Annotated in this window: 14 protein-coding genes; all 14 read right to left on the bottom strand. The window is 34.8% G+C overall.

The genetic code is table 11. From position 1 onward, the window contains the following. Window positions 1-191 precede the first annotated feature (191 nt). Window positions 192-893 (bottom strand): ABC transporter ATP-binding protein, encoded by a 702-nt coding sequence (locus JOC70_RS14725; protein ID WP_204599655.1) that lies wholly within the window; start codon window positions 891-893, stop codon window positions 192-194. Next, window positions 877-1668 carry an ABC transporter ATP-binding protein gene (locus tag JOC70_RS14720; protein WP_204599654.1) on the bottom strand — a complete coding sequence of 264 codons (792 nt, stop codon included), beginning with the start codon at window positions 1666-1668 and terminating at the stop codon, window positions 877-879. Before JOC70_RS14720 ends, JOC70_RS14725 begins: the two co-directional genes overlap by 17 nt. Next, window positions 1661-2539: a branched-chain amino acid ABC transporter permease gene (locus tag JOC70_RS14715; RefSeq protein ID WP_204599653.1), complete on the bottom strand. Its 879-nt coding sequence runs from the start codon at window positions 2537-2539 to the stop codon at window positions 1661-1663. Before JOC70_RS14715 ends, JOC70_RS14720 begins: the two co-directional genes overlap by 8 nt. A 17-nt stretch (window positions 2540-2556) precedes the next feature. Then, entirely contained in the window at window positions 2557-3429 is an 873-nt protein-coding gene (locus tag JOC70_RS14710) for a branched-chain amino acid ABC transporter permease (protein ID WP_204599652.1), read from the bottom strand. A gap of 108 nt (window positions 3430-3537) precedes the next feature. After that, entirely contained in the window at window positions 3538-4707 is a 1170-nt protein-coding gene (locus JOC70_RS14705; protein WP_204599651.1) for an ABC transporter substrate-binding protein, read from the bottom strand. A 78-nt stretch (window positions 4708-4785) separates the two neighbouring features. After that, window positions 4786-5568, bottom strand: coding sequence for an SDR family NAD(P)-dependent oxidoreductase (locus JOC70_RS14700; RefSeq protein WP_204599650.1), 783 nt, complete (start codon window positions 5566-5568; stop codon window positions 4786-4788). A gap of 20 nt (window positions 5569-5588) precedes the next feature. Continuing rightward, window positions 5589-6566 (bottom strand): sugar phosphate isomerase/epimerase family protein, encoded by a 978-nt coding sequence (locus JOC70_RS14695; RefSeq protein ID WP_204599649.1) that lies wholly within the window; start codon window positions 6564-6566, stop codon window positions 5589-5591. Window positions 6567-6641: 75 nt separating this feature from the next. Then, window positions 6642-7829 (bottom strand): trans-sulfuration enzyme family protein, encoded by a 1188-nt coding sequence (locus JOC70_RS14690; RefSeq protein WP_204599648.1) that lies wholly within the window; start codon window positions 7827-7829, stop codon window positions 6642-6644. Between the two features lie 20 nt (window positions 7830-7849). Continuing rightward, on the bottom strand, window positions 7850-8881 hold the full coding sequence (locus JOC70_RS14685; RefSeq protein ID WP_204599647.1) for a 2-hydroxyacid dehydrogenase: 1032 nt from the start codon (window positions 8879-8881) through the stop codon (window positions 7850-7852). A 17-nt stretch (window positions 8882-8898) separates the two neighbouring features. Then, window positions 8899-9552 carry a class II aldolase/adducin family protein gene (locus JOC70_RS14680; RefSeq protein WP_204599646.1) on the bottom strand — a complete coding sequence of 218 codons (654 nt, stop codon included), beginning with the start codon at window positions 9550-9552 and terminating at the stop codon, window positions 8899-8901. A gap of 20 nt (window positions 9553-9572) precedes the next feature. After that, window positions 9573-11114 (bottom strand): FGGY family carbohydrate kinase, encoded by a 1542-nt coding sequence (locus JOC70_RS19550; protein ID WP_204599645.1) that lies wholly within the window; start codon window positions 11112-11114, stop codon window positions 9573-9575. A 17-nt stretch (window positions 11115-11131) separates the two neighbouring features. After that, the gene (locus tag JOC70_RS14670) at window positions 11132-12076 is read right to left on the bottom strand and encodes a sugar-binding transcriptional regulator (protein WP_204599644.1); all 945 of its coding nucleotides are present in this window, start codon (window positions 12074-12076) and stop codon (window positions 11132-11134) included. 311 nt (window positions 12077-12387) lie between these two features. Then, window positions 12388-12585, bottom strand: coding sequence for a cold-shock protein (locus JOC70_RS14665; protein WP_204599643.1), 198 nt, complete (start codon window positions 12583-12585; stop codon window positions 12388-12390). 283 nt (window positions 12586-12868) lie between these two features. After that, window positions 12869-14296, bottom strand: a complete 1428-nt coding sequence (locus tag JOC70_RS14660) for a polysaccharide deacetylase family protein (RefSeq protein WP_204599642.1) — start codon at window positions 14294-14296, stop codon at window positions 12869-12871. Window positions 14297-14499 lie beyond the last annotated feature (203 nt).

The following is a 14499-nucleotide window of genomic DNA, read 5'->3' as shown; positions in this document are numbered from 1 at the left end:
AACGATATATTAACAACAATAGTGGGTTGTTTGTAATTTATGAACTTAATTCCATATACAAGGACGTGTACGCGATTTAATTACATGTTTTCCATATAATATGGATTATGTTCCACTCATCCCCTGATAATATTTTACTCTACACACGCAAATAAAAGAAGCAATGGATTATTCTATTGCTTCTTTTATCTCTACTTCCCAAGATAATGTTTGGCTAGATCTTCTTTCTCCAGGAGTTCCTTACCTGTACCTGTATCTTCTATCTTGCCAACATCTAACATATATGCCCTATCACATATCCTTAGAGCCTTATATGCATTTTGTTCAACAATCAATATTCCTGTTCCCTCTTTATTAATTTCCTTAATAATTTCAAAAATTTGATTTACAATTATTGGAGCAAGTCCAAGGGATGGTTCATCAAGAAGAAGAAGCTTTGGTTTTGCCATAAGTCCTCTGCTAATTGCAAGCATTTGCTGTTCTCCACCGCTTAAAAGCCCTCCATACTGCTGTTCTCTTTCCTTTAATATTGGAAAAAGCTCATATATATGTTTTAAATCCTTTTCTATTTCACTCCTTTTATTTCTAAGAAACGCACCTACCATTAGATTTTCGTAAACAGTAAGATTAGGGAATATCTGCCTTCCCTCTGGAACATGGGAAATTCCCATTTTAACTACTTCATAAGGAGATGAGGGAATCTTATTGCCATCAAAGGTAATGCCATCTGACTCACATTTCATAAGCCCTGTAATACATTTAAGCAAAGTTGATTTTCCTGCCCCATTTGAACCAAGAATGGCTACTATCTCATTATCATTAACATCTATACTTACTCCCCTTATTGCGTTAATTCCACCATATCTTGCTCTTAAATTATCTACCTTTAACATCGCTGCTCTCCTCCTCTCCAAGGTACGCCTCTATAACTACCTTATTATTCTTTATCTCATCTGTATTTCCACATGCAATAGTCTTACCAAAATTTAGAACCGTTACATTCTCGCATAGTCCCGAAACTACGTCCATATGATGCTCAATCATCAGTATTGTCAAATTGAATTTTTCCTTTAATTCCTTTATGAAATTAACAAGCTCCTTTGATTCCTCATGATTCATACCCGCCGCTGGTTCGTCAAGAAGAAGAAGCTTTGGATTCAGTGCAAGTGCTCTAGCTATTTCAACCTTTCTTTGATCACCATAGGGAAGACTTCCAGCCAAATCGTTTATCTTATGGTCAAGTTCCAGTATTTTAAGTAAATTTATCGCCTTTTCTTTTAAATCCTTTTCATTTTTTCTATACTTACCTATATGAGTTACCGCAGTAAAAAAATTATATTTTGCATCCATATGACTTGCTATTAAAATATTTTCAAGAACAGATACCTGGGAAAACAATCTTATGTTTTGAAAGGTTCTTGCTATACCAATTCTTGCAATCATAAAAGGCTTTTGTGCAGTTATATCATTGCCGTCAAAATGAATGGTTCCTGATGTAGGTGCATAAATACCAGTGATATTATTAAATATTGTTGTCTTACCAGCTCCATTTGGACCAATCAGCCCATGGATTTTACCTTTCTCAAGCTCAACGGAAAAATTATCAATTGCCTTTACTCCACCAAACTGCTTATTTACATTTTTCATTTCTAAAATTATTTCACTCATTTTTATTCACCTCTGCAGTATGCTTTTTGGTAAAAAGCCTTTTAATACCTGAAAGTGAGAATTCTCTATATCCCATAAGTCCACTTGGTCTTAGTGTTATAACAAGAACAACTGCCAGTCCATAAAATAACATTCTATAACTTGCAAAAGCTCTCATAACCTCTGGAAGCACCGTAAGTATTACTGTGGATATAATTGAGCCTGTTAAGCTTCCAAGACCACCAATAACAACAGTTATGGTGAGCTCTGATGATTTATCAAGATTAAACATTGCAGGAGTTATAAAGGTATAGTAATGAGCAAATAATGCCCCTGCCCATCCTGCAAGAAATGCGCTGATTGTAAATGACATTTGCTTTGCCTTTACCACATCAACACCAGACGCAGCTGCAGCTACCTCCTGTTCTCTAACTGCAACTAAGTTTCTTCCATACTTTGAATGAGTGAAATTCCAAGCTAAAAAGGATGCAAGTATAACAGAAACTATGACAACTGTTATAGAAGTACTTTGCTTAATACCTGCAAATCCCCTTGCTCCCCCTGTATACCTATCCATATACTCCATAAATACTCTTGTACATTCTCCAAAACCAAGGGTTGTAATTAAAAAATAGTCTCCCTTAAGATTTAATGTAAGTTTTCCAAGTCCATAACTTAAAATAGAAGCCATAGAAGCACCTAATATCACTGCCATAACAAATGGAACATGGAACTTAGTTGTTAAAATCGCAGAAGTGTATGCTCCTATTGACATAAAGCCTGCATTACCAAAGGAAAACAATCTTGTAAAGCCTGTGAGTATTGATATTCCAAGAACAGCTATTATGTTAATACCTACAAGTATAATTATTCCTCCAACATATCCTGACATTTTTTCACCAACTTTCTTTAAGCTTTATCTTCCACTTCTTTACCCAAAAGACCAGTAGGTTTAACAAGAAGAATTAATACAAGAAGTCCAAAAACAAATAAATCCCTAAGTGTTGTGTTAATATAAGCAGATACAAAAGTCTCCATTAGTCCAATAATAAAAGCACCAATTATCGCTCCTGGAACACTGCCAAGACCTCCAAGTACTGATGCTATAAATGCCTTTAGCGAGGTATTTCCCATAAGGGGATATACAGTGTATTTCATTCCAAGGAGCATCCCAGCTGCTCCTGCAAGTGCTCCAGAAAGAAAGAATACAAGCATTATATATTTATCAACGTTTACTCCAAGGATTGAAGCTGTTCTCATATTTGAAGATACCGCCCTAACTGCAAGGCCAAATTTAGTTTTATTAATTAAAAACGAGAGTAAAATTAATGCTGTAAGTACAATAATAAGTGAAAATATATCAAGAACTCCTATTTTTACGTTTCCTAAGGACAATGCCTTTACAGGAAACACTGGAGGAAATGTCTTAAATTTTGGTCCAATTAATAACATCACTGCATTTTGAAAGGTTATTGATAGTCCCATAGCTGCTATCATTAAAAACATTGTAGGTGAATTATTATTTCTAATGCGCCTATATGCAATTCTTTCATTTAATATGCTAATTATCCCTGCACCCATTACTGCAATGATAGCAGAAAGCCAGAATGGCATATTACCTGTGGTAACACTTAAAAGTCCCATATAAGCACCTAGCATGGCAACATCGCCATGGGCCCAGTTAGAAAATCCAAGTAAACTATATATAAGTGCATAACCTGTAGCAAGCAGTGCATAAATTCCACCAATTGAAATGCCATTTATAATCTGCTGAAGTAACATCTACGCCCCTCCTCCTTTATAATTTGGCGGGACTATCTCGCAATGTTTAAGTACATATTATGAATAGTTCCTTTTGAGACAGTCCCACTTTCCTAAAACAAATTAAACTTACTTAAAATCTCCAACATATTCAAATTTAGAATTTTTAACTTGATAAATACTGCATGGTTTAGATGGATTATGAGTTTTTGGGTCAATGCTCATGCTTCCAAGAAGTCCATCAAACTTTTCAGTCTTTTCTAATTGATCTCTTAATGCTGTTCTATCAACTTTTCCTGCTCTTACTAATGCATCTTTTATCCAATAAAGTCCGTCATGTGCAAAAAGCGCCTCTGTTTCAGGAACTAAATTATTAAATTCTTTCACATATTCATCATGATATGGTTTTGTAATAGGTCTTGCAAAGGATGGCTGTGATGTATAATAGCAGCCTTCAAGTGCTGGACCAGCCATAGTTAAGATTTCCTTTGAGTCCCAGCCATCTCCACCAAGAAATACTGATTTTATTCCAAGCTCTCTTGCTTGATTAACAATTAAAGCAACATCTTTATAAATCCATGGAACTAAAACAACGTCTGGATTCTTTTGAGCAATTTTACTTAGCTGCGCACGGAAATCATTATCTCCTGAGTGTCCTGTTGCTTTTTCTACTATAGTTCCGCCGCTCTTTTGGAAGCTTTCAATGAAGTATGATGTAAGTCCTGTGGAGTAATCCGAGCCAACGTCAGTCATAACTGCAGCAGTTTTAGCTTTTAACTCTTTTGATGCAAAGTTTGCAAGAACCTCTCCTTGGAAAGGATCAATAAATCCTATTCTAAATGAGTATGGATGTAAATTCCCTTGCTCATCAACAGTAACCCTTAAATTTGACGCTGCTGTTGCAATTAAAGGAATCTTCTTTGAATCTGCAATAGGCGCCATTGCAATATTACAGCTTGAGAAGTTTGTTCCAACAACTGCAATAACATCTTTTTGATCTGCTAATTTATTAAAAGCATTAACTGAGTCAACTGGCTGCCCACGTCCATCAAGAGATACTATTTCAACTTGCTTACCAAGTATTCCGCCTTCAGCATTAATTTTCTTTGCAGTAAGTTTCATACCATTTAATCCAGCTTGACCCCAAACAGCTGTATCCCCTGAAAGTGCTCCAATATATCCTACTTTTATGGTTTCAGCCTTATCACTTTTACTTGATCCGCAGCCTGATAAAGATATCAAAGCCATACCTAAAATTAAGGACATACTTATAATATTTCTGAGTTTGCTTTTTTTCATTTTACATCCCCCATATAAATTTATAATTATTTTAAAGGCAAGATAATTAGTTTTAATTATTCCATTCTCAAAATATTATTAGTTCATTGTCATTCCACCAGTGACATTTATTCCTTGACCTGTCATGTAATCTGAATATTTAGAAGCTAAGAACATTACCACATTTGCTACATCCTCAGGCTGCCCCGTTCTTCCTAGCGGCACTTGAGAATTATCCTCGTTTTCTATGTCTTTAGCCTCCATTTTTCTTAAAGCTCCGCCCCAAACTCTTTCTCTTCTTTTCATATCTGTTTCAATTATTCCTGGACATACTGCATTAATATTTATACCGTACTTAGCATTTTCTACTGCCATAACTTTTGTCAGTCCCATTACTGCATGCTTTGAAGCACAGTAATTTCCCATACATCTATAGCCATTTTTTCCTGCTTGAGAAGCTATATTAATTATCTTTCCCTTTATAGACTCTTTTTTCATAAACTTCAGCACTGGCTGGGAACATAAAAGTACCCCTTTTGCGTTAATATCCATTATCTTATCCCAGTCTTCCTCTTTGATGTCTTCAACATAATCCATAGTTGAAGTTCCTGCATTATTAACTAATATATCTACCCGTTTAAACTTTTCTACGGCCTTCTTCACCATATCTTCAGCCTCTTCCTTTTTAGTTACATTTAAGCCTATTGGCAGGGCTATTTCTTCCCCTATTTCCTTGCAAAGCTTTGATGCTTCTTCAAAGTCTATATCAGCTACAACAACCTTTGCTCCACATTCTACAAAAGCTTCTACAATTGCTCTGCCTATACCCCTTGCTCCCCCTGTAATAATTGCTACCTTTCCAGTCATGTCCATACAATACATAATTCTCCCCCCTTTCACCTTTACTTAAATAATTTATCCCATAAAAGTCTGTGACTTCTAAGAGCATTGGTGTCCTTAAGGGCTTCACTTAATTCTTCATCATCTATCTCATCTACATATCCAAACATCTTTTCTACTATTTCTATAGAATGTTCAACAGCCTTTATTTGATCTTCTCTCCAAGGGGACATGTCAAAGCCTATCCAGCCATTGTAATTACATTTCTTTAAATAATATAAAAACTCTAATGTTTCCCATAGATGATAAGAAGCCGTAATTAAGTCATCATCCCAATCTCTTGTATTATCATTTAAATGAACATGAAATAATTTATTATATCTACTTAAGAAAGCTGCTGCTTCAGCTGGACTTTCTTTTGCTGCAATAGAATGACCAAAATCCAAAGTAACTCCTAAATTTTCTTTAGAAATTTCATTTGTAACTGCTAATGCCTTGCAAGCAGTTCCGATAGTTGACCTCATTCTAGGCTCTCTTAATTTGTATTCTAGAGAACACTTAACCTTTGGATTAGCCTCTGTAATTTGTCTTATAGAATCCATTAACAGTTCATATTCTCTTACAAAATCTATTTGGAAGGAGTAATCAAACCCATCAGCTCCTGGCCATAAATTCACAAGAGACGCGTCGAAATATTCTGTCATTTCGCCCGCTGCTTTTACAATGTCTATGGCACTTTGCCTTATCTTAGAATCTGTTGAAGTTAAAGCTCCCTTAGCAAAAATTCTATTTCCAAAGGTTTCACAATTTATTGCTGATACTCTAAGTCCTGCATCTTGTATTATCTTTCTAGTTTCTTCTGCATTTGCTTTTGTAAAATCTCCATTATAGTGTATTTCTATACCAGAAAGTCCCTTTACCTTACTTGCACATTCTACCTTTTCTTTAAAAGTTCTGCCTTCATGATATCCAGCTTCACAAAACCTATCACTGCAGGAACCAAATGCCCATACTCCTACTGAATATAAACGTTTTCCCATGAATATTAACCTCCCCGCTCTTCATTTCTCCGATATAATGAATCCTAGAAATGTTTAACTGTTATTGGATTTACATCAAATTTTCTCAAAAGCCTGCTCTAAATCATTAATAATGTCTTCTGGGTCTTCAATTCCTATTGAAAGTCTTATTAATCCATCGGTAATTCCACTTGCCTTTCTTTCTTCCACTGGTAATGATTTGTGTGTCATTGTAGCTGGATGCTCTATAAGTGTTCCTACATCTCCAAGACTTACTGCTATTTTTATCATCTTAAGGTTATTACATAAGGCTCTAGCATTTTCAAGTCCGCCTTTAACTTCTAGTGATATCATAGCTCCAAAGCCCCTCATTTGTTTCTTGGCAAGTTCATGTTGAGGGAAAGACTTAAGCCCTGGGTATATTACACATTGAACTTTAGGATGGTTTTCAAGATACTCTGCAACCTTCATTGCATTTGATAAGTGTTTATCCATTCTAAGAGTTAATGTCTGCATTCCTCTTTTTACAAGGAAAGCTGTGAATGGAGAAATTAATGCTCCAAGCTTCGTAACTCCTTCATGAAGTCCCTTTGTTATAAATTCCTTTGATCCTACTATGGCTCCTGCAATACAGTCTCCATGGCCATTTAAGTACTTAGTAGCACTATAAACTACAATGTCTGCTCCAAGTTCTAAGGGTCTTTGGACATAGGGCGTGCAAAATGTGTTATCTACAATGAGCTTTAAGTTATTTTCTTTACAAAACCTTGAAACTTCTGCTATATCAGTTATTCTCAGAGTAGGATTTGCTGGAGTTTCCACATGAACAACCTTTGTATTAGACTTTAATGCTTTTCTTAAAGCTTCTATATCTGAGGTTTCTACATAAGTTACATCTACTCCAAAGGGTCTAAGCATCTTGTCAAATAATCCATAGGTGCCTCCATATACAACAGCTCCGCATATTACATGGTCTCCTGCTTTTAATAATGCCATATGTGCATTTGCAATAGCAGCCATTCCAGATGCAAAAAACTTACATGCTTCTCCTCCCTCTAAGGCTGCAAGCTTTTCTTCCAGCTGGTATTCCGTTGGGCTGTGATCTCTTCCATAAAGATATCCAAATTTTTGTCCCGTAAATACCTCCGCTGCTTCATCTGTGCTTTCATAAGCATAGGTAGAAGTTTGGTATATAGGTGCCACTAGTGCTCCAGTAGCTGGACAAGGTTCTGAACCAACGTGTACTGCTTTTGTACATGGTCCCCATTTTTCAAATTTGTTCATTTCCTATCCCCCTAATTTGCTTATTTATATTCATGCAGCATTCTCTCGCCCTTTAAGAAACTTTTTATATCTTGAACAATCATTATGGAATGATTATTTATGGCATCATAGGTTGCTCCTGCAAGATGAGGTGTGATAACTATATTGCTGAGCTCTTTCACAAAAGGATGATTCTTAAATAAAGGTTCTGCGCTAAATACATCAATGGCTGCTCCTGCAATTTTCTTTCCTCTTAAGGCCTCTATCAAAGCTTCTTCATCCACTATAGCCCCTCTTGAAGTATTTATAAAATAAGCTGTATTCTTCATCATATCAAAGGCTTCTTTACCCATAAGTCCCCTTGTACTTTCATCAACCTTACAATGACAACTTATAAAATCCGATTCTTTAAGTAACTTTTCAAGGGAAACCTTTGTCTGTGCATTATCATTTAACTCTATTTCTGATATAAAAGGATCATATATATATATCTTCATTCCAAAGGCTTTTGCAATACTTGCCACTCTCCTGCCTATACTTCCATATCCAAGTAGTCCTAGAGTATGTCCTTTAAGCTGTGTTCCTTTAAACTCTACATAGGGAGTCCCTGCTCCAAGAGCCCAGGTTACATCCTCCTTTAGTCCCTCTTTTGCTTCATTTTCTACTTTTTTATCTGATAAATACCTTCCATCCTTTAAGCTCTTATAGGCCATAGGTATTTTTCTTCCTATACCTAGCATTAATGCTATTGTAAATTCCGCTGTACAATCTGAATTTCTTCCCGGTGTATATATTACAGGTATATTTCTTTCTTTTGCACAATCTATATCTATATTTACAGGATTAGCACGGGTACAGGCTATTAGTTTTAAATTCGGGCATGCTTCTATAACCTTTCTTGTAATTGGATCATAGCTTGTAATTAAAACTTCCTTATCTTTAAGGAAATAAATCATCTCATCCTCTGTAAGTTTTCTTAATTCCTTGCCCCAGCCTTCGAAGGTAAGCTCCATATAGTCCTTAAGCTCGCTTATTATACCTTCATTTATTTCAGCAGTAACCAAAGCCTTCATTATATAACCTTCTCTCTTTATTTATTTTGCTTTCCATAGGCGTTTAAAAAGAAGTTTCTCATAAAGTCTACCTGCTCTTTTGAAAGTGCCACTGGGCATCCTATACTTTTTGCTAAACAATAGGATTGAAGAGAGACTTCTACAACCTTTGTTATCTTATAAGCCTCCTTAATATTTCGTCCAACACACACTCCTCCATGATTTGCAAGGAGTACTGCCATTCTATCTTCAAGGGCCTTTACGCAATTTTCAGCAAGCTCCTTAGAACCAGGGAGTCCATATTCTGCAACCTTTATTCCTCCACCAACTATTTGAGCCAATTCATCTAATACTGGAGGCACTTCTTCCCTTGTTGCTGCTATTGCGCAGGTATATATAGAATGCGAATGCATAATTGCATTTATTTCAGGCCTGTTTTTGTATATGGCAAGATGAAGTCCTGTTTCAATTGAAGGTGTTTTACCTGAGACTAAATTTCCTTCCATATCAACCACTGACATTATCTCAGGGGTTATGATTTCATAATCAACTCCACTTGGGGTTATAATCATATATTTTCCATCATCAGAACGAACGCTTATATTTCCCCAGGTTCCAACGGTATATCCTTCATTTAGCATAGCTTTGCCAGCCTGTATGACTTCATTTTTTTCCTTTAAATAATTTTCCATTTTAATCCCTCCATAAAACTTTAATTCCCATGAAAAATTTCACTTCTTAAGTTCCAGTAATATGACTCCGCTTCCCTTAATCCCTTGTATAGTTTATAAACCTTGTCATATGTAACTTTATTTTTTTCATCTGGCATAAAAGTTCTTTTTATACGGAGAGTTTTTAAAGCCCCTTCCCTTATATTTTTATAAACTCCTACTGCAACACCAGCACATAACGCTGCTCCTTTTGCTGCATATTCCTTTCCTTCTTGTATTACTACTTCCTTACCTGTACAATCTGCTATTATCTGTGCCCAGTAATAACTTTTTCCCCCTCCTCCTCCTAGATATATCTTTCCTTTACTTTGAACATCTTGAAGACAATCTTTGATGGATAAGGCTACTCCCTCATACACCGCTTTTAAAATATGGTATTTAGTTGCATTAGATGAAATGCCAAAGAATTGCGCTCTTGCGTTTGGATTGAAAAATGGAGCTCTTTCTCCTCCAGTACTTATATATGGATGATAAATTATTCCTCCTGAACCTGCCTTTATGTCTTTTACTAAGTCCTCTAAAATATTATATACATCTTTTCCTTCACTCTCAGCTTCTTCTCTTTCCCTTTGAAAAAATGTATTTATTGCCCATTCTAAATTAGGTGTCCCAGCCATGGAAGCTATTACATTTAAATAAAGGTTTTCCACAGCATGACATTCAAATCCCGAAGTGTTTTCTGTACTGCACTCACGATTTTTTCTTACCACACTATTGCAGCAAGTTGTGCCTAAAATAGTGCAGCTGTCTCCTTCTTCTACCGCTGCCATACCAGTTGCCGCTGCTACAATGTCCATAAGACCTGCTGATACTGGAGTTCCTTCTGCAAGCCCTGTTAAAACTGAAGCTTCCTTTGTAACTCTTCCTATAAGCTTGCAGCAATTAGAAAGGGGATTGAAAAGAAATCTATAGTCGTGAATACCTAGCAGTCTTAATAAATCTTCTGATATCTCTCCTGTTTGTAAATCTAATAATGATGTTGAAGCATCTGTGGTTTCAAGACACATGTCTCCTGTCAGTTTGTATCTTAACCAATCCTTACAAAACATGCATCCATAGGCCTTGTCTAAAGTTTCCTTTTCATTTATAGCCAGCCACTTTAATATAATTGATGTAGCTCCTGGAAAAGGATAAGATCCCGTTATCTTTTTTATCTTAAGTGTCATCTCTTCGTCTTTTTTTATATCTTCAACAATGCTTCTAGCTCTTCCATCAGACCATAATATTGCATCCCGCACAGGATTTCCTTCTTTGTCAATAAGCCAGCATCCTTCACCCTGTGCAGTTATTCCTACTGCCAAAATGCTTTTAGGATTAATTCTGTTTTTATTTAAAAGCTTCTTTATTATAAAGCAAAGATCTTGCCATAATAAGTCCATGTTTTGTTCTGTCCAAGTTCTATGTTTTGTAATAATGGAATTGCTTTTTTCCTCTACAAAAATTTCTTCCCCTTTGAAGTTAAATATAACTGCTTTTATTTTCGAAGTGCCTGCATCAATCCCTAAAAGATAATTGTCACACACCTACAATCCCCCCAAATTTATTGCTGTTCATTTTTAATTTTTAATATACTTTCAGCAGTTATATTATCGGTTACCAGCACATCTATAAATCCTGCTCTTAAAGCTCCAAGTATAGCTTTTGTCTTTTCTTTTCCTCCAGCTATACCTATTACCCTAGGAATATTTTTCAAATCATCTGCTCCTATACCTATAACTCTTTTGCTTATATTATCTTCTATTACTTCACCATTAATTTTATAAGCCTGCAGGCATATATCCCCAACACATTTTTTCTCCTTTAACTTTTCCAAATTTTCCTTTGTTAAATAGCTTTGCTTACATATAGTAGAGTCTTCAGTTAAATTTCCTATTCCCACTACTGCCGTAGTACAGTTTTTTATAAGATTAAATATGTTCTTTATACTTTGCTCATTCATCATAGCTGTTTTTAATCTTTCATCTTTAACTATAGCAGGAGCATACATAAGATATGGGGTACCATTAAGTTTATTTGCAATCACCCTTGTAATTTCATCTGCCTTTAAAGATGGATCTTGCAGATTCTCCCCACCTACTATTTGAACAACAGATATGTTCTTTTTTCTTAAACTTTTTAACTTGGCAGCAGTACTTGAAAGTGTAGTTCCCCAGGAGACTCCTATTGTTTCATTATTTTCTATGGTTCTTTCAAGATATAAAGCTGCTGCATCTGATAATTTATCTATTAAAACATCCTCGTCATCTACTGAAGTTACTATAACTTCTTTAAGGGAAAACTCCTTTTCTAAAGTGTCCTCAAGACCAACATAAGTCTCATCATATCCATTTATCTTTATTGATACTATCTCTTTTTCTATAAGACTTTTTATCATTCTATTGACCTTTTGTCTTGACATTGAAAGCCTTTGTCCTATATCTTCTTGAGTCATCCCTAACTCATAATAATAATGAGCTATCTTAACAAGCATTCTTTTTTCGCTCATAAATTAATCATCCTTTCTCATCATGCCACCTGCTCATTATTTTTCTTTTGTAACATATTTGATTTATTGCGATTTTTTACACTTTATATAAAAAACGTATTCATTATCTTTTGTAAGATTTCTTTTTTATTTTACATTTTAAACATATGCTCATTTTTTGCTTATTATGCTTAAAGTTACATAAAATAAAAAGCAATAGATTTAAACTATTGCTCACTTATTTTTATCTAATTTTTCTATTGTATTAAGGTTAACAAAAAACTAAAAACCCCTTAAATAGAAAACTATTTAAGGGGTAAAATATCTATTAATTAAATAACAGTAATATTTTCTGCTTGAGGTCCTTTAGCGCCTTTAACTACGTCATAGGAAACCTTTTGACCTTCTTCAAGTGATTTATAGCCTTCTGAATTTATTTGAGAAAAGTGTGCGAAAGCATCTGTTCCGTCTTCTCCTGTAATAAATCCAAATCCTTTTTCTGCGTTAAACCATTTAACTGTACCATTCATATAATGTGTACCTCCGAAATTTTATTATTCTTAAACTAGTTGTAATAATTAACTAACAAAATTTCGATATCAACATACTATATTTATCTAGTACTAATTGAAATATATGATAATACATTATTTACTATTAATTTAAGTTACAGTTAACAATAACACAGTTTATTATATAAAGCAAGTTATTTATAAAAATCACTTATGTGCATCTTTAAGAATGATCTATTGATTTATTTTTTATTGAAACCAATGTCTTATACTCAACTTGCCACTTGTCACGTGGGTGGCACTATATCTTCTTTATACTTATGTCATCCCAATCAGTACCAAATTCTAGATCCCCATAAAGAGATACTGCAATGTTTTTTGTGCCAGGAGGAATACAAAATACAAATCTTAGTCTTGTCCATTCTTTGCCCTTACTTACTGATTTTTTTATTATTTTCAACTTACTAGGACTATCATAATCATTTATTTGTACCATACCAGCTGCATCTTTACTGCCATAGGACCTGAACCATCCTTCAAATACAAATTGCTCTCCTGAAACTCCTAATTTATCTAAGTTTACAATTTTTTGAGTTACTGCTGAATGGGTAATACTTCTGCCTATGCGTAGAAAGTTTTTTCCCGTCCTTCCTTTACTTGTTTCAATAGTCTTGCCGGTCCAATTTCTTGTTCCCTTCCATGCTCCTGAATTAGCTGTTGTTAAACCTTCAAAGCTGTCATCAGCATTTAATTTAAGTCTGATGCTGCTATTAGGGTCTGAAAAGTAAATTCCAGAAGGAGTTAACACCTCTATTAAGCCCTTATCCCACTGTATTTTTATATAATTTAATATATTTTCAAACTCTTTAAAAGTTAAATTCCCAGGCTTGCCCAAATTACCCGCATGACACATTATCTCAATGCCTGATTTATATTTAATGGCTATATTTATTTCTTCCATTAAAGATGAAACTGTTTCTCTACCATCAGAGGCAGTTACATGACCTAATCCATGATAAATGCTCGCTGGTAAAACTCTCCGAGGATTATATATATAAGCTTCTGTTAAAGCATATGTATTCATCAGTAATCTTCCAGTAGTACTGTTATAATGACTGGGCTTGGTCAATCCATTGTAAGGCAAATTCCTTGTACTAGGTTTAACACCAGGGAGTGCCCACCCTACAACTTTTATACCCTGCATTTCTATCTCTTTTTTTGAAGTAACTATTTGACTGTAAAGTCCTGAATATCCACTTTTACTATAATCCTTATGGTCTGTTCCATGACTCCATATTTCAACGCCGTTTCTATTCCACTCTCTAATGTCATCCCAAGTTGTTCCTATACCCCAGCTTTGTGCAGTATCAAATCTTGATATCAAGACCATGCTGCATGGAAGGCCCCGAGCCACTAGCAATGGATATATTTTTTCCCTAAATACATTTTGATAATCATCAAATCTTAGTGCAACTACTCCTCTTCCAGATGTACCTATTACGCCACCCTTTGCCAAACGTTCTTTTTCCATTAAAAGCGATGGCCTATTATCCTTAATATCAGGCAATTGAAATCTAGGCTCAATAGGCTTTATCAAGCTATAGCTTACTGCTGGTATAGCAGCCATATTTACATCTTTCTTCGTTATTGTAATTTTTATAACTTCCCCAATAATAAAAGAAATGATTATTAAACTTAATACACCCATAATACCAGGAGATTTTTTCAAATTTAATACCTCCTTTACTCTCTAGTATAAATAAGGATTATTATATCAAAAATTAGGAAAATTGTTAATATTTTATTTACCTCTGCTGACGAGCTGTAGGTTTTATATCTCATAAAAAATGAGGCTGTGACACAAAGAATAAAAACCTCACTATATTGTATTAGATTTTTTGAATTCTAAAACAGTATATTGAGGTTTAATTT

Source organism: Clostridium pascui (genome assembly GCF_016908015.1).
GTDB classification, from domain to species: domain Bacteria; phylum Bacillota; class Clostridia; order Clostridiales; family Clostridiaceae; genus Clostridium_AK; species Clostridium_AK pascui.
This window is presented reverse-complemented; position numbering and strand designations above follow the sequence as displayed.